The sequence below is a fragment of the Saccharibacillus sp. CPCC 101409 genome, assembly GCF_030518235.1.
Lineage (GTDB): Bacteria > Bacillota > Bacilli > Paenibacillales > Paenibacillaceae > Saccharibacillus.
Window position 1 is genome coordinate 214,977 of record NZ_JAULSA010000006.1, and the last position, 23,296, is coordinate 238,272.

Annotated in this window: 20 protein-coding genes; 17 read left to right on the top strand and 3 right to left on the bottom strand. The window is 58.6% G+C overall.

From position 1 onward, the window contains the following. Window positions 1-7 precede the first annotated feature (7 nt). The 12 genes from QWJ34_RS15275 (at window position 8) to QWJ34_RS15330 (ending at window position 9,551) form a co-directional block, all read left to right on the top strand. A complete protein-coding gene (locus tag QWJ34_RS15275; RefSeq protein ID WP_302729080.1) occupies window positions 8-649 on the top strand; it encodes a beta/alpha barrel domain-containing protein in 642 nt (213 codons plus the stop codon). Window positions 650-860: 211 nt separating this feature from the next. Next, window positions 861-1,391, top strand: a complete 531-nt coding sequence (locus tag QWJ34_RS15280) for a hypothetical protein (protein WP_302729082.1) — start codon at window positions 861-863, stop codon at window positions 1,389-1,391. Further along, window positions 1,388-1,969, top strand: a complete 582-nt coding sequence (locus QWJ34_RS15285; protein WP_302729083.1) for a GNAT family N-acetyltransferase — start codon at window positions 1,388-1,390, stop codon at window positions 1,967-1,969. The genes QWJ34_RS15280 and QWJ34_RS15285 overlap by 4 nt, the downstream gene beginning before the upstream one ends. Beyond that, on the top strand, window positions 1,966-2,280 hold the full coding sequence (locus QWJ34_RS15290) for a hypothetical protein (protein ID WP_302729085.1): 315 nt from the start codon (window positions 1,966-1,968) through the stop codon (window positions 2,278-2,280). The genes QWJ34_RS15285 and QWJ34_RS15290 overlap by 4 nt, the downstream gene beginning before the upstream one ends. 100 nt (window positions 2,281-2,380) lie before the next feature. Further along, window positions 2,381-2,650: a hypothetical protein gene (locus QWJ34_RS15295; RefSeq protein ID WP_302729086.1), complete on the top strand. Its 270-nt coding sequence runs from the start codon at window positions 2,381-2,383 to the stop codon at window positions 2,648-2,650. A 139-nt stretch (window positions 2,651-2,789) separates the two neighbouring features. Then, on the top strand, window positions 2,790-2,996 hold the full coding sequence (locus QWJ34_RS15300; protein ID WP_302729087.1) for a hypothetical protein: 207 nt from the start codon (window positions 2,790-2,792) through the stop codon (window positions 2,994-2,996). Window positions 2,997-3,246: 250 nt separating this feature from the next. Continuing rightward, window positions 3,247-4,221 carry an oxidoreductase gene (locus QWJ34_RS15305; protein ID WP_302729088.1) on the top strand — a complete coding sequence of 325 codons (975 nt, stop codon included), beginning with the start codon at window positions 3,247-3,249 and terminating at the stop codon, window positions 4,219-4,221. A 184-nt stretch (window positions 4,222-4,405) separates the two neighbouring features. Then, window positions 4,406-6,145, top strand: a complete 1,740-nt coding sequence (locus tag QWJ34_RS15310) for a SulP family inorganic anion transporter (RefSeq protein ID WP_302729089.1) — start codon at window positions 4,406-4,408, stop codon at window positions 6,143-6,145. Between the two features lie 259 nt (window positions 6,146-6,404). Then, window positions 6,405-7,022, top strand: coding sequence for a TetR/AcrR family transcriptional regulator (locus tag QWJ34_RS15315; RefSeq protein ID WP_302729090.1), 618 nt, complete (start codon window positions 6,405-6,407; stop codon window positions 7,020-7,022). A gap of 21 nt (window positions 7,023-7,043) precedes the next feature. Next, window positions 7,044-7,940 carry an ABC transporter ATP-binding protein gene (locus QWJ34_RS15320; RefSeq protein WP_302729092.1) on the top strand — a complete coding sequence of 299 codons (897 nt, stop codon included), beginning with the start codon at window positions 7,044-7,046 and terminating at the stop codon, window positions 7,938-7,940. Further along, the gene (locus QWJ34_RS15325; protein WP_302729094.1) at window positions 7,937-8,737 is read left to right on the top strand and encodes an ABC transporter permease subunit; all 801 of its coding nucleotides are present in this window, start codon (window positions 7,937-7,939) and stop codon (window positions 8,735-8,737) included. The genes QWJ34_RS15320 and QWJ34_RS15325 overlap by 4 nt, the downstream gene beginning before the upstream one ends. A 19-nt stretch (window positions 8,738-8,756) precedes the next feature. After that, the gene (locus QWJ34_RS15330) at window positions 8,757-9,551 is read left to right on the top strand and encodes an ABC transporter permease subunit (RefSeq protein WP_302729096.1); all 795 of its coding nucleotides are present in this window, start codon (window positions 8,757-8,759) and stop codon (window positions 9,549-9,551) included. Between the two features lie 181 nt (window positions 9,552-9,732). On the opposite strand, the gene QWJ34_RS15335 is transcribed toward QWJ34_RS15330, so the two are convergent. After that, a complete protein-coding gene (locus tag QWJ34_RS15335) occupies window positions 9,733-14,394 on the bottom strand; it encodes a cadherin-like beta sandwich domain-containing protein (RefSeq protein ID WP_302729098.1) in 4,662 nt (1,553 codons plus the stop codon). A gap of 543 nt (window positions 14,395-14,937) precedes the next feature. Here QWJ34_RS15335 and QWJ34_RS15340 point away from each other — a divergent pair. The 5 genes from QWJ34_RS15340 (at window position 14,938) to QWJ34_RS15360 (ending at window position 21,545) form a co-directional block, all read left to right on the top strand. Then, window positions 14,938-15,921, top strand: coding sequence for an SMI1/KNR4 family protein (locus QWJ34_RS15340; RefSeq protein WP_302729100.1), 984 nt, complete (start codon window positions 14,938-14,940; stop codon window positions 15,919-15,921). Window positions 15,922-16,398: 477 nt separating this feature from the next. After that, window positions 16,399-18,144, top strand: coding sequence for a glycoside hydrolase family 13 protein (locus tag QWJ34_RS15345; RefSeq protein ID WP_302729101.1), 1,746 nt, complete (start codon window positions 16,399-16,401; stop codon window positions 18,142-18,144). 177 nt (window positions 18,145-18,321) lie between these two features. Further along, window positions 18,322-19,836 carry a beta-N-acetylhexosaminidase gene (locus QWJ34_RS15350; protein WP_302729102.1) on the top strand — a complete coding sequence of 505 codons (1,515 nt, stop codon included), beginning with the start codon at window positions 18,322-18,324 and terminating at the stop codon, window positions 19,834-19,836. 6 nt (window positions 19,837-19,842) lie between these two features. Continuing rightward, a complete protein-coding gene (locus QWJ34_RS15355) occupies window positions 19,843-20,553 on the top strand; it encodes a response regulator transcription factor (RefSeq protein WP_302729104.1) in 711 nt (236 codons plus the stop codon). Beyond that, a complete protein-coding gene (locus tag QWJ34_RS15360) occupies window positions 20,550-21,545 on the top strand; it encodes a sensor histidine kinase (protein WP_302729106.1) in 996 nt (331 codons plus the stop codon). The genes QWJ34_RS15355 and QWJ34_RS15360 overlap by 4 nt, the downstream gene beginning before the upstream one ends. Window positions 21,546-21,676: 131 nt before the next feature. On the opposite strand, the gene QWJ34_RS15365 is transcribed toward QWJ34_RS15360, so the two are convergent. Both QWJ34_RS15365 and QWJ34_RS15370 read right to left on the bottom strand, forming a co-directional pair. Continuing rightward, entirely contained in the window at window positions 21,677-22,279 is a 603-nt protein-coding gene (locus QWJ34_RS15365) for a TetR/AcrR family transcriptional regulator (RefSeq protein WP_302729108.1), read from the bottom strand. Window positions 22,280-22,297: 18 nt separating this feature from the next. Then, complete coding sequence (locus QWJ34_RS15370; RefSeq protein ID WP_302729109.1) at window positions 22,298-23,170, bottom strand: CPBP family intramembrane glutamic endopeptidase; 873 nt, start codon at window positions 23,168-23,170, stop codon at window positions 22,298-22,300. Window positions 23,171-23,296 lie beyond the last annotated feature (126 nt).

Genomic DNA, 23,296 nt, shown 5'->3' on the forward strand with positions numbered 1-23,296 from the left:
GTGCGGCGTGAACAAAGCGGAAATCGAAACAAGAATCGTTAATACCGGAGCGATGGCGATCGTCCGAACCGACACGATCGAGCGCGGAATCGAAATCGCCGAAGGCTGTCTGGAAGGCGGCGTGGATGTGCTGGAGATCAGCTATACGCTCCCGAACGCGGGAGAAGTCATCCGGGCGCTGAACGAGCGCTTCGGCAATAAGCTGCTGGTCGGCGCGGGCACCGTGCTCGACAGCGAAACGGCAAGGCTGGCGATTCTGTCCGGCGCCCGATTCATTATCGCCCCGACCCTGAGCCGGGAAGTCGCCGTCATGTGCAACCGGTACCGGATTCCGTACGCGCCGGGCTGCTCGACCGTGACGGAAATGGTGCAGGCGCTGGAGCTGGGCGCTTCTTTTGTCAAAGCGTTCCCGATCTCCAATTTCTACGGTCCGTCCCTGGTTTCCATCGTCAAAACGCCGCTGCCGCATATGCCCATCCTGGCTTCCGGCGGCGTGACGCTGGACAATCTGGCGGAATGGATGGGCAGCGGCGTCGATTCGGTGGGCCTGGGCGGACTGCTGACCCGGGGCGGCAAAGCAGAGATCGCCGCAAACGCCAAACAGATCACGGAAATCATTCGGGCGGCGCGGACGGATCGAGAGGTCTGATTGTACGGCTGCTCATGGGATGCCGAATATTCGAATACGGAACAACCGAAAAAAGCTTCCGGGCCGGTGCTGTGTAAACAGCCGGAGCGGAAGCTTTTTGGCTTGCGCGGATTTGCGTTGACCGCTTCGGCGTCACAGAAACAGGTTCGGCGCATGGAAGCGTCGAATATAATTCGGATAAAGAGAAGCATGCGGAAAGTGAGGGAACACGTTGAAAACGCTAATGCAATCGCTGGAGGGTCTGCGGCTGAAGGATATCCCCTGGCGGCGGCTTACGACGGCTTACGGCCGCGCGACGCAGATGCCGGAGCTGATCGAACAGCGCCGCTTCCGGGAAATCGCCAGCCTGATCGAGCATCAAGGAACGCTGTGGCAGGCCACGCCGTGGACGCTGCTGTTCCTGCTGCGGCGGTCGGCGGGCAGGCGGATCGGAGAACTGCCGGAGGATGAACGGTTTCTGTACGCTTCCGTGTGGGAAGCGGCGCGGCAGCACGACGAGTCGGGCGAACCGCTTCCGTCTTACCCGGACGATCCGCTGGAGCTGCTGCGCGATCGGCGTCTGCTCTGGCCGGAGGAGGAAGACGAAGAAGCGGACGAAGGATGCTGGATGGAGGAAGAGCCGCCCGGCTACGATCCGTCCAGCTTTGCCGCGTATTTCGTCTACAGCCGCCGGCTGCTGGAGGAAGCTTTCCCGGAAGATGCCGCCGAAGAGCGATGGATCGAACAGGAGGGCGGGCGATGAGCGGTTTGCAGGAAGGCGGAGCGGCGAACGGAAGCGGCGGCGCGCGGCGGATACTGGACATCGACGAAACGCTGCGGCTGCGGTCTTACTCGGGCGCGGCCGATATCGCGGCGGCGGAGCCTTGGTACCGGGACCGCGAGGTGCTGAGAATGTCCGAAGGCATGGAAGAAGGAATCTACGACGCCGCCGCGATCGGGCGGATGTACGATTATTTGCAGGGGAGCGGCGAGCTGTACATGATCGAGACGCAGGAAGGCGGCCGCTGGCGGCCGATCGGGGACGCGGCGCTGACGGCGGACAATGTGCCGATCACCGTCGGCGATTCCGCGTACCGCTCGCGCGGCGTAGGCCGCCGGGTGCTGGAGCGCCTGATCGCACGGGCGCGCGAGCTTCGCCGCGAAGTGCTGAACGTCGGCATCATCTACGACTACAACGAACGCTCGCAGCGGCTCTACACCGGCCTCGGCTTCCGCGCGGTCGGCGAAGCGGGCGAAGGCGGGATTCCGGGGAAACGGTACGAGCTGCGGTTGGATGCGGAGGGAGCGCAGACCCCACACGACAGGAGGAACCACCATTGAATATCCGGGAAATCCGATTGACCGCGCGCGACCTGGGACGGGTCCGGGATTTTTACGAGCGGGTGCCGAAGCTTGCGGAACTGCTCCGGCGGGAGCTGGAAGCGCCTGTGTATGTGAAAGGGACGCCGGCGTTTACGCCGGTCGGCGACGAGGAAGGACTGCTGATCCTGACCCGCGAAGGCCGTACTTGGTACGGATCGAGCTATCCCGCCGATATCCATCCGCTGGAGATCGCGGTGGACGGGCCGAAAGCGAGAAGCTTCGAGCTGCCGGGCTACCCGTATAGATTCGAGATTACACCGGCGGATTAAAGCGATCTTTTTAAATCGGGAGTGCGAAACAGGATCTTATGGGTAATAAAGGGATGTTGCTTGAAGATCTTACGGGTTTGGAAAGGAGCTTTGCCGACCGATGACTTTTCTGTCTTTCTTTATCTGGCTGATTGTGCAGGTACTTGTGCTGTGGATCATTTACGTCCTTGTGAAAAGCGCCATCGAAAATACGGTTCCGGATCTGATTCGCCCGCAGCTGGATCATCTGGACCGCAAACATTCGGATCGGTTTCAAATCTTGGACCGCAGTCTTCAGGAAGCCAAAGAACAGCTGCGCGTCCAGGGAGAACGGTTGAAAGCGCTGGAGAGCGAACTTGCGGAGCGGCGTTCCGAATCGGGCGTAGAGTAAGCAGGCGTTATCGCGGGGCGAATTCCGGGTACATATGAAACAAAGGACGGCTCGGAGCGATCACGGCCGATACGCCGGCGCAGGTGGTTGTGTTTATGCGCCGGCCGTCCGAATCCGGAACCCCGAGGAGGAACGGCAAATGCTACTGCTGCTTGGCGCTTTTCTGCTGCTGTGTCCGCTTGTGATCTCAAGACCCGACCGGATCGTCCACCCTTTGAACGAACGGCCCGGCGAAACGGTTTCCGAACCTGCCGGTTTCCGCGACGAAGCTTTCCGCGCGCTCGGATTTCTGCTGCTGCTGGTCGCGTTCTCGCTCGGCGTCATGACGATGCTGGCCGGCGCTTAACGCGTCCGTATGTATTCGCCGCTTCTTACAGCCGCTTTGCAGCGCCGTGCGGCGCGCGGTACAAAGCGGCTTTTTGCCGCGGATGCCTTTTTCGAAAATAAAGCGGATTTGGCCGACCGGTTGACCGGATTTGAAAATCGGTACCGTTTGAGGCAAACTGGAGTTACACATTCGATAAACGAACAGGCGCTTGGGGAAGCTTCGACATGCGGGAGACGACCCTAAGGCGCCGGGCGAGGAGGAATATGAAATGGACGGAGTATGGACGATCGATTCGATGCCGGAGATGACCGGCAAGCGTGTAATCATCACGGGAGCGAGCGGGGGACTGGGGCTGGAAACGGCTCTGGGCTTTGCGGCGAAAGGCGCGGAAATCGTGTTTGCCGTGCGCAATATGGAAAAAGGACATCAGGCGGCCGCCGGGCTGCTGGGCAAATTCCCGAAAGCGCGCGTCGAGGTGGAGCGTCTCGATCTGGCCGATCTGTCCAGCATCGCGGCATTCGCCGCCGAAATGCTGCGCAAACACGATTCGCTGGACGTGCTGGTCAACAACGCCGGCGTGATGATCCCGCCTTACCGCCAAACGAAGGACGGCTTCGAACTTCAATTCGGCAGCAACCATCTGGGCCACTTTGCGCTGACCGGACGCCTGCTGCCGCTGCTGCTCCAAACGCCGGGTTCCCGCGTCGTGACGTTGAGCAGCATCGCGGCCAAAAGCGGCTATATCTATTTCAACAATCTGGACGGGCATCTCGGCTACGGCGCGATGAAGTTCTACGGCCAGAGCAAGCTCGCCAATCTGCTGTTCGCGCGCGAACTGCAAAAACGCCTGTCGGCCGCCGGCGCGGATACGATCAGCGTCGCCTGCCATCCGGGCGTATCCAATACCAATCTGATCTCGCGCGGATCGGGCAAGCAGGCGGGGCGCGCCATGGCTATGCTCTGGGGGCTGATGAGCCAGTCCGCGGCGATGGGCGCGCTGCCGACGCTGTATGCGGCGACCGAGCCCAAGCTGTACGGCGGCGAATATATCGGCCCGACCGGCAAAGGCGGCCGCAAAGGTTATCCCGGCTTCGACCTGTCGGTCGACCACAAGATGAACGAAGAAACGATGGCGAAGCTGTGGCGGGTATCGGAGGAACTGACGGGCGTGAGTTACGACTTCCAGGTGCGGCCGCAAGAAAGCGGCGGCAAGGAAGAACGGCTGTACGGAGTCAAGCTGTAAGGCGGCGGGCATCAGGCTTCTTTTCCTGCAAAGGGAAAGAAGCTGTTTTTATTTGAGCATTTTGTGATTTTAAAGTAAAATTCGTTCTATTTGTTGATCCTGTGCATATTCTTTTTCCCAATCCTGTGTTACGTTTAGAAAGCTCTGGTTTTCTGAAAATAATGAAAAGAAGGTTTGCATATTCATGAAGGGTTGGGGAAGGTTCGAGGGGTACGGGAAAAGCGATCTGAAGCGGGATCTGATCGCGGGCTGCATTGTCGGGATTATCGCGATCCCGCTCGGAATGGCATTCGCGATCGCGTCCGGGGTCAAACCGGAAACCGGCATCTATACGACGATCATCGCCGGGATTCTGATCTCGCTGCTGGGCGGTTCGAAGTTTCAGATCGGGGGACCGACCGGCGCGTTTATCCCGATCCTGCTGGCGATCGTGCTTCAGTACGGCTACGACAAGCTGCTGGTCGCGGGGTTCCTGGCGGGCATTATTCTCGTTCTGATGGGCGTACTGCGGCTCGGGGCGCTGATCAAGTTTATTCCGAAGCCGGTCACGGTCGGCTTTACCGCCGGTATCGCGGTCACGATCTTCGCGGGACAGATCGGCAACTTCCTCGGATTGAGCGGACTCGAGCGGCATGAAAGCTTTCTGCTGAATATGAAAGAGCTCGCCGTCCATATCGGCACGCTCAACCCTTACGCCGTGCTTATCGCGGCCGTCTGCCTGGCTTCGCTGCTGGTCGTGCCGCGAGTGCTGCCCAAAGTCCCGCCGTCCCTGGTCGGACTGGTGCTTTCCACGCTCGTCGCCGTGCTGCTTCTCGGCGGCAAAGCCGCTACGATCGGTTCGGCTTACGGCGATATTCCGGCGGCGCTGCCTTCGTTCCGGCTGCCGGACCTGTCGTGGGACAATATTACCCTGATGATTCGTCCGGCGCTGATTATCGCGCTGCTCGGCGGCATCGAGTCGCTGCTGTCCGCCGTCGTCGCCGACGGCATGAGCGGCTCGAAGCACCACAGCAACCGCGAGCTGATCGGCCAGGGCATCGCCAACATGGCCGCGCCGCTGCTGGGCGGTATCCCGGCGACCGGCGCGATTGCCCGGACCGCGACCAACATCAAGAACGGCGCCGCTTCGCCGCTGTCCGGCATCGTGCACGGACTGGTCGTCCTGCTCGTGCTGGTGCTGCTCGCGCCGTACGCTTCGGCGATTCCGCTCGCGGCGATGGCTCCGATCCTGATGCTCGTCGCCTGGAATATGAGCGAACGCAAATCGTTCGCCCGGCTGCTCAAACTGCGCAACAGCGACTCGATCGTACTCGTCGTTACCTTCGCGCTGACCGTGTTCACCACGCTGACCACCGCCGTGGAAGCCGGACTTGCGCTGTCCGTGCTGCTGTTCGTCAAGCGCATGGCCGGCGAGCAGCGGCTCGACAAAGTGCTGCCGGACCGCGAGGCCCGTCACGGCAAAGTCTCGGCCGGCTCCGTTACGCCGGACCGCGACTGCCCGCAGCTCGGTATCTTCAGCGTGCACGGCGCGCTGTTCTTCGGCGTCACGAATCCGTTCGATACGCCGGACTTTCTTGCTTCGCACGATCCTGCGGGCACGCTGCTGCTGCGCATGGGCGGCGTGCCGTTCGTCGACGCTTCCGGCGAAGCGTCGCTGCAAAGCCTGGTCAAGCGGGTTCGCGCCGCCGGAGGCACGCTGCTGATCTCCGGCCTGCGCCCGCAGCCGCGGCGCATGCTGGAGAAGTCGGGCCTGCTGGCCTCGATCGGCGAAGACGGCTGCTTCGAGCATACCGGCGAAGCGATCGACGCCGCGCTGTCGCGCCATATCGACGCTTCCCGCTGCGCCGGCTGCCCGATGGCGGCGTTCCGCGAATGCGCGGGATTGTGCAAAAGCGCCGGAGCCGGCGCGGAGAACGCCTCTTAAACCGCTTTTGTTTCCGGGAAACGATCAGACAAAAGCCCGTATTCGATAACGAAGCCCCGTACCGTGCAGCGGATTGCCGCAGGGTACAGGGCTTTTTTTGCGTACCGGGTAAAGGCGACGGTCCAACGCAAGCCAAAAAATATTTCCAAAATCGGGTATTGACCGAATCGGTCGATGAGAATATAGTAGAGGCGTAAACCGAATCGGTCGACATTTTGGACGCCGATCGTTTCGGAGATTTTGAACAAGGAGCGTGGCTATGGAGAAATTGGCCCATCTGCCGGCAGACAAGCAGAAACAGATCACGGACGGCGCCCTTCTGTCTTTCAGCACCAACGGCTACAAAAAAGCGTCCGTCAGCGACATCGCCGCGGCGGCGGGCATCTCGAAAGCGATGGTTTTTCATTATTTCGGCACCAAAAAAGAACTGTATTTGGATTTGATGCAATTTTGCAGCGATATCGTGGTAGAAGCGGTGCAGGAAAAGTTCGATCCGGACATTACCGATTTTTTCGAACGGATTCGCATGGCGAGCGCTATCAAATTGGCGGTACTCGCCAGACACCGCGCGATCCTGTCGTTTCTGAGCAGCATGTTCTTCGAGCAGGACCCGGAAGTGGAACCGGAGATCAAAGCGTTTATCGCGTCGAGCGAAGGGCTGCGCAATCAGATGGCGCTGGAAGGAATGGACGTTTCCAAGTTCAAGGAAGGCGTGGACCCGCAGACGGTCATGAAGATACTCGTCCGCTATTCGGAAGGAATCGTCAGCGAACAGCCGAACTCCGCCGCGATCGACCCGGAAGCCATCGTGCGGGAGTTCGACGAAGTCATGGAACTGCTGCGGAATCATTTTTACAAAGAAGAGTATCTCCATTAATCAGCGCTGGGGGATGACGGGATGAACGTAATCGAAATGAACCGCCTGACCAAGCATTACGGCAAATCGCGGGGAATCGCGGATATAAATCTGACGGTGGAAGAAGGAGAAATCTTCGGCTTTATCGGTCCCAACGGCGCAGGCAAATCGACGGCGATCCGCACGCTGCTCGGGCTGATGCGTCCGACCGGCGGCAGCGCGACCATCTTCGGCCAAAGCTGCCTGGAGCATCCGGACATACGCCGCGAACTGGGTTATCTGCCGTCCGAAGTGTTCTACTACGACCATATGCGGGTGCGGGAGCTGCTGAACTATTCGGCCGGCTTCTACAAGAAAGACTGCGCGCGGCGCATCCGCGAGCTGGCGGATATCATGGACCTCGATTTGAACAAGAAGATCGACGACCTTTCGTTCGGCAATAAGAAGAAGGTCGGCATCGTGCAGGGGCTGCTTCACGAGCCGAAGCTGATTATTCTCGACGAGCCGACGAGCGGTCTCGATCCTTTGATGCAGCAGCGGTTTTTCGATCTGCTCGCCGAGGAGAACCGCAAAGGGGCGACCGTCTTTTTCTCCTCGCATATTTTGAGCGAAGTGCAGAAGATGTGCAGCCGGGTCGCTTTTATCAAGGAAGGCGAGCTGATCAAGCTGGAGAAAATGAGCGACCTTCAGGCCGACAGCTACAAACGGTTCACCCTCGAAGCGGCGTCGGCGATTCGCGCGGAAGATTTACAGATCGAAGGCGTAAGCAAGCTGGAGAACGGTCAGGGCGCCAACTCGGTTACGTTTATGTTCAAAGGCGATATCAACGATATGCTGCGCCGGATTTCCGGCATCGAGCTGCGCAATATTTCGATCGAAGAGCCCGATCTGGAGGAGATCTTCCTGCATTATTACGCGAAGGAGGATCGGGCGGGATGAATATGTACGGGCATGAACTGAAATCGCTGCGCAAATCGGCCTTGATCTGGACGTGCTCCATGATCGCGCTTGCTTCGCTGTTTCTCGCCGTTTACCCGGGCATGGCCTCCGACGCGGCGGGCTTCAAGCAGCTGCTGAGCGGTTATCCGGAACCGGTGCGCGAGATGCTGGGCATCGATCTGGATACGGTCGCGTCGCTGCTCGGCTTCTATTCGATGGTCTTTGCGTTCGTTACGCTCTGCGGCGCGATCCAGGGAATGAACCTGGGCGTGTCGATCCTGTCCAAAGAGTCGCGCGAGCGGACGGCGGACTTTCTGCTCGTCAAGCCCGTCTCGCGATCTTCCATCGTTACGGCCAAGCTGGCGGCGGCGTGCACCGCGCTGGTCGCGACGGATCTCGTCTTCTTCGCCGCGGTATCCGTTGTCGCAAGCGCCGTGGCCGCCGGGGGTTACAGCGGGAAGACGTTTCTGCTGATCAATCTGACGCTGCTTTTTATTCAGTTGATATTTTTGGCGCTGGGGCTTGCGGTTTCGGTCTTTTTTGCCCGGCTCAAAAATGTGCTGTCGATCTCGCTCGGTACGGTATTCGGATTCTATGTGCTCGGCGCGCTGCTGGCATCGGACGCAGGCGACGAGGCGGCCCGCTACCTCTCGCCGTTCAAATACTTCGACAGCTTCCGCATCATCCGGGATGCCGGGTACGAATGGTCTTATATGCTTGCCGGCATTTTAATCGTTGCGGCGGGCATCGCCGTGAGTTACGGGGGGTACATCCGCAAAGACATTCATGCGGGATAAGCATGGGGAGGGCGCGATCATGAATTTGTTTTGGAGAGAAATGAAGGCCAACCGAAAATCGCTGACGATATGGAGCGCCTGCATGTTTCTGCTCGTCGCCGGCGGAATGGGCAAATATACGGCGTATTCCGCCGGCGGAACAAGCAGCGAAGTGTTCGAGCATATGCCGTTTTCGTTAAAAGCGCTGCTGGGAATCGGTACGCTGGACGTGACGACGATGAGCGGGTTCTTCGCCCTGCTGTTTACGTATATCGAGCTGACGGCCGCCGCGCACGCCGCGCTGCTGGGAAGCGGCATCCTTGCGAAGGAAGAACGGGATAAGACGGCGGAGTTTCTGATGACGAAGCCGATCTCGCGCTCTTCGGTCGTGACCGCGAAGCTGGCGGCCGCCCTGGCGAACGTCGCGGTGCTCAATCTGGTGACGCTGATCTCCTCCGTCGTCATGGTAAACGCGTACAATAAAGGGGAAAGCGTCGCCGCGGAAATCGTGCTGTTCCTGCTGAGCATGTTCATCGTACAGCTGATCTTTCTGTCGCTCGGCGCGTTCTTGTCGGCGTGTTTGCGCAATTCCAAGAATTCCGGCCCGGCGGCGGCCGGCATCCTGCTCGGATCGTTCGCGATCGCCAAGATTACGGATCTGACCGATCGCCTGAGTATACTCAACGCGCTGTCGCCGTTTAAGTATTTCAGCATCGACCGCATTGCGGAAGGAAACGGATTGGGCATCGGAATCGCTCTATCGGCGCTTGCGCTGACGGCCGTTCTCGCCGCGCTGACCTATCGGTTCTACGGCCGGCGCGAGTTGAATCTTTGAGCAGAGCTCAGCCCGCTTCAGGAAAGTCGGAAAGCGAAGTCTTCGAAAAATCGTGCAAAAAGAACGCCGTAAAAAAGAAACCCGACGCTCCGGACGGAGGACGGGTTTCTGGATAGTTCAACTTCCGGTCTCCAGAAGACCGGAAGTTTTTGTTTCTTTATTTCTGTTTGCGCGGTGGATTTCAGTCGATCAGCCCGGATTTTTGCAGCAGGCGCTGCACGGCTGCCGCCGTCTCCGCGCGGCTCAGGGGACTCAGCGGTTTGAGTCGGCCTCCGCTGCCTTGCACGAGATCGGCGGCGAGCACGGCTTGCACGGCGTCTCTTGCCCAGCTTCCGACTCGGGCGGCATCGCTGTAGTCGGAGAGCGAAGTTCCGCCGGAAGTCGAGGCCGGCTTTGCGATCTTCGCGGCGCGGCCGAGAATCGCGAACGCTTCCTGACGCGAGATCGCCGCCTGCGGACGGAACGTTCCGTCCGCATATCCGTCGATCAGGCCGTACTGCGCGGCCTTTGCTACCGAGCCGGTATACCATTCGCCGGAAGGAACGTCGCGGAACGTCGAAGACGTCTCGTTATCCGGCAGGCCCAGCGCCCGGACCAGGATTGCCGCAAATTCGGCGCGCGTCACGCTGCCGGAAGGATCGAAGCGCGAAGCGTCGACGCCGTCCACGATCTGGCGGGAAGCCATATCGTTAACCGCGCTTTGCGACCACAATCCCGCGACATCGGAGAATTCTTTCGGGCTCCAGATCAGGGCGTAATCGCTGTTGGTCAGGCTGTTGACCTTCGCGAAGTAATCCTGGTTTGCGCGGGTGATCGCCGTCGGCACGTGTCGGAGACTTCCGTCCGCTTCGATCACGACCGCCGTCGTGATCCGGTTCGGATCGTAACCGGCCGGAACGGGAAGCTCGCGCTCCACATAGTCGGAGAAAGTATTCAGCTCTATCGTTTGACCGCCGTAAGACGCGGCGATATTAAAGTCTACCGGCGCCTGCACCACACTGAATCCTTCGGCCGCGGCGCGTTTATTCAGTGCCGATACGGCCGCGTCGTCGCTGCGCTGCACCGTGATTACGACATTCAGCTGTTCGGAATCCGCGTTGCCGCCTACGGTTCCGCCGAGCTGCGCGAGGCGCAGTTCGGAAGCGGGGAGCGTGTAATTGCCGAGCGTCGTTTCGACTCGAAGCGTCGCGGCGCGTTCTTGCAGCAGCTGAACGGCTTCTCCGGTCAAGCGGGTGCTGACTTTGTCGGCTTCGGTCGTAACCGGAACGACGACCAGCGGACTTGAACTTTCGGCGGCCAGCAGCGAGGACAATTTGCCGGTGTCGATTACGGCGTTGAATGTGTTCTGCCCGCCGGTTTGCGTCGGCGAACCCGTTGCAATCTGCTCGACCGGACGCCCGTTGACGCGAATCTCGAATCCGCCGGAAGCGGACGGTACCGGATTAGAGGCGGAAGGTGCCAGAGTCGTAACGGAAGGCGTCGGGGTCGTGCTTCCCGTTCCTCCGGTTCCCGTGCCGCCGCCGGTTTCGGTGGACGTATTCGCCGCGCGCGTAACGTTGACGGTATAAGTCTGCTGCGTGGTTCCGTCCTGCGCGGTGACTTTGACGGTAATTGCATTACCGCCCACATTCAGCGCGATCGGAGCGGAAGAAGAGCCGTCCGCTGCCGCAGCGCCCTGAATCGTAAAGGCTGCGTTCGGATCGTATGCCGAAGCCGTTACCGTTACGCTTGCGGTGGAATAAGGAACATTGAGGCTGTAGCTGCGCGTTTCCCGATCGAAAGCCGGAACAAGCGTCTGCCCGTTGATCGCCAGAGCCTTCAGATCGGCAGCCGCGGAAGCCGGAAGCGCTTTGACCGTAACCTGGAATTTGCGGATCTCTACAGCCGTTCCGCGCTTGATTGTCGCCGTCAATTCGACGCTCCGGTCTCCTTCCGAGTATGGACCGCGCCGCACCGTTCCATCCGTTCCCACGGATTCGTTCCGGTCGGACGTCCAGGCGATCGAGGTGCCGTTGGCTCCCGATACCGGAAGAGCCAGGTTCTGTGTAACGAAAGAATCGTTATCGCCGGGCGCGTATCCGATTTGCAGCGATGCTTTATCGGCATCGACCGCCTGCTGATCGCCGATCTCGCCGCGCGTGATGGTCAGGGTATACGTCTTCGTCGCGCCGTCGCTCATCGTAACGACGACCTCGATTGTATTGACCCCTGTCTTCAGCGGCACATTCGATGCGACGCCGCTTGCAGCGGCCGTTCCCGCGACGGTAAGCGTCTGCGGACTTCCCGCGGCCGTCGGGGTAATCTGAATCGCGGATACCGAATAGTCGACCTTCGCTCCGTACTGTGCGGAGTCGGAATCGAAAGCCGGCGTCAGCGTTCCCGGATTGATCGTCAGGCCGGACAGGGTCGGATTTTGCAAAAGAGTAACGTTGATCGTATACGTTTGGGCCGATCCGTTCGGCGCCGTTACTTTCACTTCGATCGGATTGCTTCCGGTCTTCAGCGTTACGGTAGAAGGGCTGCCGCTCGCTGCGGTTTTTCCGTCTACAGTGACCGCTGCGTTCGGATCGCTTACCGTCGGCGTAATATCGATACTGCCTGCCGTATAATCCACGGTGGCGGTATAGGAGGTTGTCGCCTTGTCGAACGAAGGGCTTAGAGCGCCTTTGCTGATCGTGAGGCCGTTCAAGTTCGCATTGCTGCTGGGCGAGACCTGGTTCACGGTGAGTATATACGTTTTGGTCGTGTTATTTTGCGCCGTGACGACGACTTCGACGGTGTTGGCGCCCGCCGCCAGCGGAATCGGGCCGGATGCGCTTCCGCTGGTTACCGGAGTTCCGTTTACTTTTACGGTCGCGTTAGCTTCCGCCGCCGTCGGCGTTACCGTAATGCCGGTTGTCGTATTCGGCACGTCGACGGTGTAACTTGTGGTTCCCGAAGCGAATTTTGGCGACAATGTGCCGGAGCTGACGGTCAGGCTGCTCAGATCGGCATTGGAGCTTTGGGGGCGGACAACGTTAACGGCATAGCTTTTGGTGGTCGTTTGGTCCTGTGCCGTGACTTTGATCTGGATCGTGGTTACGCCTACGGTCAGCTGAATATTGGCCGAACTGTTTCCGCTTGTCGTATCCCTGCCGTTCACAGTAATCGTGGCGCTGCTGTCCGCGGCGGTCGGCGTAAAAGCAATGCTGTCGACCGAATTGGGAACGTTGATCGTATAGCTGGTTTTGTTCGAAGCAAACGGCGGAAACAATGTGCCGGTGCTGGCGGACAAAGCGCTCAAATCGGCATTGGCGCTAAAAGCCCGATTCACATTCAACGTGTACGTTCGTTTCGATCCGTCTTCGGCCGTGACTACAATCGGAATCGAAGTGTTCCCGACCGTCAGAGACACTTTTTGCGCGCTGCCGCTTGCTGCGGCCGCGCCTTTCACGGTGACGGTTGCGCCGGATTGATTCACCGTCGGCGTGACATTGATATCGGTTACGCTGTTGTCCACATTGACCCAATAGCTCGTGGTTTCCGAAGCGAAAGCCGGCGATAATGAGCCTTGATCGACGGCTAAGCCGCTCAGCTTGGTATCGCTGCTTGCCGGGGCTGCCCGATTGACCGTTATCGTGTACGTCGTCTTGGTTGTTCCGTCCTGAGCGGTGACGATAGTCTCGATCGTATTGTTTCCTGGAGCCAACGGAATCGGACCGGAAGCACTTCCGCTGGCTGTCGTTGTTGTGTTAACCGTTACGGTTGCGTTGGCATTCGCCGTAGTCGGCGTTACGGTAATACTTGTTGTTGCGCTGGATACGCTTGCCGTATAGCTCGTATTGCCCGAAGTAAACGAAGGAGTCAATGTTCCCGCGCTAATCGCCAGGCTGGCGAGAGCGGAGTCGGTCGAGAGCGAACCGGATGTATCCCGTGTCACAATCGTTCCGTTTGCCCCGACCGCGACAAATTTGCCGGAGCTTGCGCCGGCCCCGTACAGATCGTTGGTTGTGCCGGAGGTTTCAATGCTCCATGACGTGCCGTTCGTCGAAGACAGGATCAGTCCGCCTGCGCCTGCCAACACGTATCTGCCTCCCGCATACGCGATTCCGTACAGCAGAGCGTTTGAAGCCTCGGAGATATCTTGAGCGGTCCACGACGTTCCGTTGGACGACGTATAAATCCCGCCGTCTTTGGTTGCATAGAATGCGCCGTTCAAATAGGCGACCGTGTACAAGTATTCGGTTTGCGCGCCTCTTTGCGTCCACGTTTGAGCGTCGGGCGAACTATAGATCGCTCCGCCTTCGCCAACGGCTGCAAAAAGGCTGTTTCCGTAAGCGATGCCCAGAAAATCTTTGGCGCCGGCGGAAGTTTTGGTCCAGATCGCGCCGTTGGCGGAGTAGAAAATATCGCCTTTATTGCCCACCGCCACATAAGTGGAGTTGGCATACGTAACCGCGCTGATATTTCGGCCGGAGGTATTGGGTCCGCGGCTTGTCCAGGCCACGGAGTCCGAAGAAGTATAGATCGCGCCGTCCGCGCCTACGACTACCCATTGTCCGCCCGCATATACAACGTCGTACAATTGCGCGCCGTAAGCGGCGTCTATCGTTCGTTCGGTCCAGGTAACGGCATCGGAAGAAACCAGTATTTTCCCGTTGTATTCGGGAGCGATCCACTGGCCGTTGCCGTAAACCGCTTTGGCGATATCTGCGCCGGACGTCGTCGCAGGCAGCTTGGTCCACGTCGAAGCCGCGGATACGGGGGGAGCGCCGAGCCATGCAAAGGAAGCGAATACAAGCAGAAATGAGAGCAGGAACGAAGTAAAGCGATAAAGGGATCGAACAGAGCGATGAGCCGGCATGGAGGTGCCCCTTTCTCTGAATAAGAATGGAAAGCGGTAAGCAGGCGGGTAAAAATGCAGTTGGACGAATAATGACGACAGAATTATGGAGGCGCGGGAAAAAGGAAAATAATTTGCGGGTTGATTCGGAATTTTAAAATACGGCGGAATCGAACACATCCTTTCCCTAGGGCGTGTCTTCAAACCTACTGAAGTGCATCTTTAGCCGTCTTTTCGCCCTCTACGGCGTCACTTTCCCTTGACGTGCCCCGGCACGCCTTCGGAAAAGTTCCTTGTATCGAACGAAAATCCAGACAAATCTGCTCCCTTCGAAGTTTGAAGACACGCCCTAGCGGGATCATTTAAAATTAAATTGAATACTAAAGAATAAAGACTATATATTTACAAATGAATTAAACAATATCAGCAGGTTTGATAGCTATTATTTGACAATTTCCAAAAAATCAGTTCAAGATTATACGAACGAGGATTAGCTATAGTAAAATAATCGGTATTCGATCTGTTTATTCCGAATTTGTTCGTTCAAATAGGGAGGGGAAGCTTGTGAGCCAAAGTTTTCAAGATTTCGACCTGTCCGCATTCTGGGACGATTACGACGGTTACACCGGACCCGGCGAGGTGACGGACGAGCGGGTCGCGGAAGCGGAACGTCTGCTGGGCTATAAGCTGCCGGCATCGTATATCGAGCTGATCCGCACCAAGAACGGCGGAAGCCCGGTCAACGGCTGCTTTCCGGTGGACGAGCCGACGTCGTGGGCGGACGATCATGTCGCGATCAGCGCAATCTGCGGATTGGGCGGGCAGTGGGGCATCGACTCCGACGATCTGGGCAGCCGCCATATGATCGACAACTGGGGTTATCCCGATATCGGGATCGTGTTCGGCGAATGTCCTTCGGCGGGACACGACGCGATCATGCTGGATTACAGCGAATGCGGCCCGCAGGGCGAACCGCGCGTCATCCACGTCGATGTGGAGATGCCGGAAGGCGAAGAACCGGAGCGGACGTTTCTGGCGAAGGACTTTGAAACGTTCGTGCGCGGGCTCGTTAACGAATCGGTGTACGATACGTCGGAAGAAGACAAGCAGGCGGATCTGGACACGGCGCGCCGCGCGCCGTTTACGCCGCTGCTGCGGCGAATATCCGATGCGGCGGGCGCGGTGCTGCCGGATGCCGAGAGCGTCGTTCGCGGCCTGGCCCAAGCCATTATAGAGGAAAAAGGCTTTTTCTCGCTGCATGCCGACCCCAAGTCGCATCTGATGTACGATCTGGAATTCCTGCTGTACGCCAACGCGGAAGGCCCGGTGCGGCGGGACGCTTATCTGGCCGCTTACGAGTCGATTCTGGTCTTCGGCCAGGGCGACGTGTTCAAAACGGGCGGTTACGCCCCGGGTTTTGTGTCCGACTGGCTGGACGAGCGCATCCGCGAAGGCGATATCGCCGCAATCGGTCCGGACGGCGCACTGGACTTCACGGACGCTTACAAGCAGCGGCTGGCGCGGCGCGCCGGCGAATTCCGGTCGTAACCGGCGCCGACCAGCTGCGTGAAAAAGGCTTGCCGTTTTGTAAACGGGAAGCCTTGGATTGTCGAGAAACGATTGGATGTAACCTTAATAGGCAGGACGAATCTAAATAGATGCGTATATCGCCTTATTCCGGCTTAATCTTACGTTTTCGAGAAAATAACTGCGCTCATAGCATTATTTCGAGCTTTTCCGCTTCGATTCGGCCTTTGGCTCCCGAATAGCTGCACCTGAGTCGTTATTTGAAGAAATCGAAGGATTTCGCCCCAAATAAGTGTACCTGTGCCGCTATTTTCTGTTTGGAACCCTACCTCGCTTTCTCGACACCCTGAGGCTTTCCGTTCCATTAAACGGGAAGCCTTTTTACCGTCCGATTCTTCGTTATTTTTCAGCATATTCCCGACATATCTTTAGCCGCTTACGTTTTTTGGGTAATAGAAAGATACACAGCCGGCAGATAGCTTTTGAAGGAGGAAGAATATGTCCAAACAACTAGATGCAGCCCACGGGCCAAAGCAGCTTCAATCCGATATGGACTGGAAAGAAAATATCGTTTACGAAATTTACGTACGCAGCTTCAACGACAGCAACGGCGACGGAGTCGGCGATCTGCGCGGAATCATTCAGAAAATAGATTATATCGAACAGCTCGGCGTCACCGCCGTCTGGCTGTCCCCGATCTTCGATTCTCCCAACCGGGATTACGGCTACGACGTGCGCGACTACTTCTCGATCCATCCCGAATACGGCACGCTGGACGATTTCGACGAACTGCTGGAGGCGCTGCACGAACGCGGTATCCGGCTGGTGATGGAGATCGTGCCGAATCACACATCGACCGAACACCGCTGGTTCCAAGAAGCGCTTGCGTCCCCGGACAGCCCGTACCGCGATTACTACATCTGGCGTCCCGGCGGCGAAGAAGGAAGCCCGCCGAACAACTGGACGTCTTTCCTGGGCGATCCGGCCTGGACCTACGACGAGGCGTCGGATCAATATTATTTCCACACGTATGCCGAGCATCAGCCCGACCTGAACTGGGACAACCCGCAGGTGCGCGAAGAATTGTATCGAGCGATGATCTTCTGGCTGGAAAAAGGCGTGGACGGCTTCCGGGTCGATACCGCGAACGTGCTGTCGAAAAACAAAGACTTTCCCGATACCGACGAAACCCGGCGCATCCAGGGCAGCGGCGAGAAATTTTATAAAAACGGTCCCCGTATCCACGAGTACCTGCGCGAGATGCGCGAAAAAGTATTCGACCGTTACCCCGATGTGTTCACCCTCGGCGAATCGTCGCAGGTCACGGTCGAGGACGTGGAGAAATATACCCTGCCGCAGCGCAAAGAACTGGATCTGATCCTGATGATCGAAGCTTCGAAGATCTGCGACGAACCCGACGATATGTGGCGCTCCAAGCCGTGGAAGCTGAGCATGCTCAAAGACATTATGCGCAAATGGCTCAAAGACCTGCACGAAGACGCCTGGATCGGCATGTACCTCAGCAACCACGACCATGTGCGCATGGTGTCCTACCTCGGCGACGACGAGCACCACCGGGAAGAATCCGCGAAAATGCTGTCCGTGTTCCTGATGACGCTGCGCGGCACGCCGAATCTGCTGCAGGGCGAAGAACTCGGGATGACCGACGCGCACTTTTTCAACAGTATCGAAGACATCAAAGAACAGCAGGCGCTCGCTTATTACGACCTGATGGTCAACGAGCGCGGCATGGAACCGGAAACCATCCTGCGCCGGATACTGGGCAAAGCCCGGGACCATACCCGCACCCCGATGCAGTGGACGTCCGAACCGGGCGCCGGCTTCACGACGGGCGCGCCGTGGCAGCGGATCAACCCGAACAAATCCGAGATCAACGCCGCGCTTCAAGAAGACGATCCGGCTTCCGTGCTGAACCTCTACCGCCGGATGATCCGCCTTCGCCGCGAGCACCCGGCCCTGTCGCTGGGTTCGTACGAGCCGGTACCGGAATTGGACGACGACGAACATATCTACGCCTACGTGCGCGAAAGACAAGGCGAACGCTGGCTGATCGTCCTGAATTTCTCCACGTCGCCCCGGCAGGCCCGACTGCCTCAGTCCCTGCTCGCCGACCTCCAAACCGCCGACTGCGTCGTCTGTACCGACGAACACAGAAGCGATTTATTGAAGAAAGACGTTACCGAGCTTGCGCCGTACGATTATTACGTCTACCGATTGTCGTAACGAATATAACTCGCATAAAGACAATATGATTGCAACACCTCCGGAGGAGCACGGCATTGCCGTGCTCTTTTTTTGATGGATAAGGCGCAGCAGTGGCGCCTCTTCTTTGGCATTTTCGCCCCCAACCGCTATACTTACGGGGAAAGCACCGCCATTTTTAATGAAGAGGTGAGCATAATGACTCCTAATCCTACATACACCGGCCGTTCCGTCCCGAGCGCCGCCCGCTACGACCAAACCGGCGAAGGCGTCTGGCATCCCAACCCCGCGTCCGCGCTGATCGTCGTCGAACAGCCGTCCGGCGAAGCCGCTTCGACGCTGCGCGAAACCGTCGACGCCATGCGCGAAGAATTCGAAGATGCCGGCGTCCTCGCCAATCCGCTGCGCTTCGGCAGTTTCGACGAAGCCGACGAAGGCGATCTCGCGGTCGAACTGGTTTCGATCTCCGGCGATACCGGCTTCAATCACCCCGAAGCCTACCGGATCGAGATCGGCGGCATCGTCCGCCTGACGGCCGGCAGCGAGCGCGCGGCCGCCTACGGACTGCGCACGATCCTCCAGCTGCTGGCGGCGGGCGACGGCCTGCCGCACGGCGTGATCGCAGACCGGCCCGTAATAGGCGAACGCGCGCTGCATCTGGATATCGGCCGCAAATTTTACACGCAGGAATGGATTCTGGACCGGCTGCGGGAGATGGAACAGTTGAAGCTGAATACGCTCCAGCTGCATTTTTCCGAGAACGAAGGCTTTACGTTCGAAAGCGAACGTCATCCGGAAGTCATGTCGGAGCGTTATCTGACGAAAGCGCAGATCCGCGAAATTATCGCGGAAGCGCGCCGCCGCCATATCACGCTGATTCCGTCGCTCGATTCGCCGGGGCATCTGGGCTATGCGCTGCGGAATAAGCCGGAGTGGCTGCTGACTACTGCGGAAGGGGAAGCGGCAAAAGGCGCGCTGGACATCACCAACCCGGAAGCGGTGGCGTTCGTGTTCGACCTGATCGACGAGTATGCGGAACTGTTCGCAGGCAGCCCGTATTTCCACATCGGCGGCGACGAGTTTATCCAGTTCGAACGCTTCGCTTCTTATCCGCAGCTCGGCGCGCACGCGCGCGATACGCTGGGGATCGAAGGCGGGACGGAAGTGGACGCCTACGTTTCGTATCTGAACGAGGTCGCGGAGCGGCTGGAGCGCAAAGGCTTTACGGTGCGCGCCTGGAACGACGGCGTATACCGCAAGAACCGGGAGCAGAAAGTGGCGCTCAAGCCGTCCGTGCAAATTACCTACTGGACCAAGTGGGACCCCAATATGGCCGAAGCGCAGGTGTTTCTCGATAAAGGACACCAGCTGGTCAACTTCAACGACGCTTATTTTTACTACGTGCTGGGCGAGAACGCGGGTTACGTTTATCCGACGGGCGCGCGCATCTACGACTACTGGCATCCGGGCCTGCTGCCGCGCATCGCGGAGAACCGGCCGCAGGAGTGGGCCGCTCCTTACCCGGACGCCCTGATCGGCTGCTCGTTCTCGGTCTGGAGCGACCGGCCGGACGCGCAGACGGAAGAAGAAGTCGCGACCGGGTTGAAAGAACCGCTGCGCGCGCTGGCGGAGAAAGCCTGGACGGGCGGGAAACGCTACGAAGATTACGAAGCTTTTGCGCAGGCGTGCGAGGCGGCGGGACTGCGGAACTGATCGCCGATGTATACCATTCTGATCGTGGAGGACGATCCCAAGATCGCGGAACTGCTGCGAAGCGAGCTTGACAAATACGGCTATGAGGCGAAGGTGGCACAGGATTTCGAACGGATCGCGGACGAGTTCCGCGAGGCGTCGGCGGACCTGGTGCTGCTCGACGTCAATCTGCCGAAATACGACGGCTTCTACTGGTGCCGGCAGATCCGTGCGGAATCGGTCTGCCCGATTCTGTTTATCTCCGCGCGCGACGGGCAGATGGACCAGGTTATGGCACTGGAAAACGGGGCGGACGACTATATGACGAAGCCGTTTCACGCGGAAGTGGTACTGGCGAAAGTGCGCAGCCAGCTGCGCCGGGCGTACGGCGAATACGCGGCCGGGCCGCAGGAGGCGGTCGTCGAAGGCAGCGGGATGAAGCTTTATCCCGAACGGTTTCTGCTGGTCTGCGGCGAGCATTCGACGGAGCTGAGCCGCAAAGAATCGCTGCTGCTCGAAGCGCTGATGCGGCGCGAAGGCCGGGTCGTCAGCCGCGACCGGCTGCTCGGGCTGATGTGGGAAGATCATCATTTTATCGACGACAACACGCTGAACGTCTATGTGACGCGGGTCCGCAAAAAGCTTAAGGAGCTGGGAGCGCAGGCGGGCATCGAAGTGGTGCGCGGAGCGGGCTATATGCTCGCTTCGCCGGACGGGGAAAAAGGGAAGCGGCCGTGAAGCTGTTCTGGAAAGACCAGCTTCCGCTGCTGCTGTTCTTCGCCTTGAACGCGCTGCTCGTGCCGCTGCTTTACTGGCTCAGCGGAGACGGGCGCCCGCCCGCGATCGTGCTGTACGGCGTGCTGCTGAGCGCCGCCGTGCTGGCCGGCTATCTGCTGCTGCGATATGCCTCTCTTCGCCGGATGTACCGGCGCCTGAGCGAGCCGAACGTCCGGCGAGGCGAGCGGCTGGAACCGCTCGGCGACGCGCCGCTGGCCGAAGCGGTGACCGGGCTGATTGCCGTGTACGACCGCGAATACGAAGAAGAACTGGCCGCGCGCCGCAGCGCGATGGAACGGCATGTGACGTTTATCGGGCGCTGGGTACACCAGATGAAGACGCCGCTGTCCGTGCTCCAGCTGTCCGTGCGCGAGCTCGAAGACGACGAACTGGAAAGCAGCATGAACGAAGAGCTGGACCGGCTGCGCCAAGGATTGGAAATGGTCATTTACACGTCGCGGCTGGAACGCTTCGAACAGGACTTCGCCGTCGAACGGCCGCCGCTGCTGCGCACGATCGGCGAAGCGCTGGCCGAGCAGCGGCGGCTGTTTATCAAGCGCCGGATCTCGCCCGTCATCGAAGTGGACGAGCGGATCAACGTCTATACCGACGCCAAGTGGCTGCGCTTTATTCTGGGACAGATTCTGACCAATGCGGCGAATTACACGGAAGGCGAAGGCAGGAAAGTAAAGATTCGCGCTTACAGCCGCGGATCGCATACGGTGCTTGAGATTGCCGACGAAGGCATCGGCATCGCGCGCGAAGATCTGCAGCGGGTATTCAATCCGTATTTTACCGGACAGCGCGGCAGGCAGTACAAAGAATCGACCGGCATGGGGCTGTATCTGGTGCGCGAGGTCTGCAAGCGTCTGGAACACGGCGTCGAGCTGGAATCGGAGCCGGGAGAAGGGACGACGCTGCGGATCTTGTTCCGGAAGGCGCCGGGCGAATAGAAGCAGATCGCGCCGTACGGAGCGGAAGCCGCCCGAGTGCGATTTGTACGTTTAAAAGACCTTGCTTTCCGCTTATGGCGGCGGCAAGGTCTTTTTTTGGAGGCAGTCCGCCGGCGAAGTCCAATCTGCGCTTAGCGGCGCGCCTCGATCCCGTGAAGCAGCAGGCGGACCGCCCGGACGTGATAATCGGCATATTCGTCGCCGCTCATCGGCGGCAGCGCCAGGCAGAGCTGGGAAGTGCCGGTCAGAAGCGACAGGATCGCGAAAGCGAGCGGTTCCGTCCCGGCTCCGAGAAACGTTCCGCTTGCCAGTCCTTTTTCCACAATCCCGCGAAGGGTATCGCCGCTGCGGGCCAGCATACTCTGCATATCTTGCAGCGTATCGGAATCCGGTTTGAGCGACCGCACGAATTCTTCGGCCGATTGCAGCAGCGGATTTTCGCAGTCGCGGCCGTAATGGGCGGCATACGCCAGCAGCTGTTCGGCAGGAGGCAGCGCCGGCCCGGGCGATTCAAGCCAGCTGTCCGTAAACCGTTTCACGTGTTCGGCAATCAGCTGCTTATAAAGAATTTCTTTGTTTTTAAAATGGTGATACAGATTTCCTTTGCTCATGCCTGTCGCCGCGCACACATCGTCCATTGTGGTACGGTCGTAGCCTTTTTCAATAAAAAGATCGCGGGCGTGCGACAAAATCAAGGTTCGGGCCTCTTCGGCCGGCAGTCTTCTGCGGGTCACGGCGTCCTCCATGGAGGCTCACTTTCGGCCTCTTTTTCGTAAAAAGAATGGGTATGCGGTGTACCCTATAACCATAACAAAAAGTACGATCAATACAAAACCGAATTCGAGTTTTTCGCGCACAATTATCCCGCCGATTCCGGTACCTTCGAGCGTTGAGGACGGATACGTCAGGATGGAAGCCAGGAACAGATTAATCGCGAAGTGGGCGGCGATCGGCGCGCCGAGGCCATTCGTGCGACGCGCGATAAAGCCGAGCAGGAGCGCCATCGTCAAATAGTATAGAAACGCGGGCAGCGGATTGGCGGCCGCTTCCGGATTATAACCGTGAATCAGGCAGAACAGAAGTCCCGGCAGCAGGATCGCCCAGACGCTTCCGTTCTTGAGCGGTCTGAACATCCGGTACAAATAACCGCGAAACAGCAGTTCCTCGGAAGCCGCCGCAAGAAGAATGAGCGGAGCTGCCGCCAGGCTTCTCAGCCAGGGAATCAGCCGGAAATCGACGGAAAACACAGCAGGATGCAGCATCCAGTCGAGCAGCAGATACAGCAGACAGAGCAGCAGCGTAGAGCAGAAGTATAGTACGATTCGGCGTATATTGGGGCGTCTGCCTTCCGTCAGCAGCTTCAGGGGCGAAATGCCGAAGAACAGCTTACCGACCAGAAAAAGGCCCAGCGGCAGAGTGACAAAAGACAAATACAGCACGACCAGACCGGGAAAACCGGAGATTGTAGCCGGAAACAGCGAGTTGGCGAGCGAAACGAACAGCGGGCTAAGAATAAGCCAGACGGCGAAAATAAGAATCAGGCCGAGTACCGATTTCCAGGTGAAACCGATTTTGGGGTCGAGGCCGTAGTCCGTTTGCGGAGAGAGCGAAGCATTTTTTTTCATGATTAACTCCTTTTAAATTAATTACCGACTATACAGTCGGTAAAATGAATGTAAAGGTTTATCGGCGCCAAGTCAACTATTTGAAGCGCCTGTATTGACAATTTTTTCACCGTACACGCCCGAACG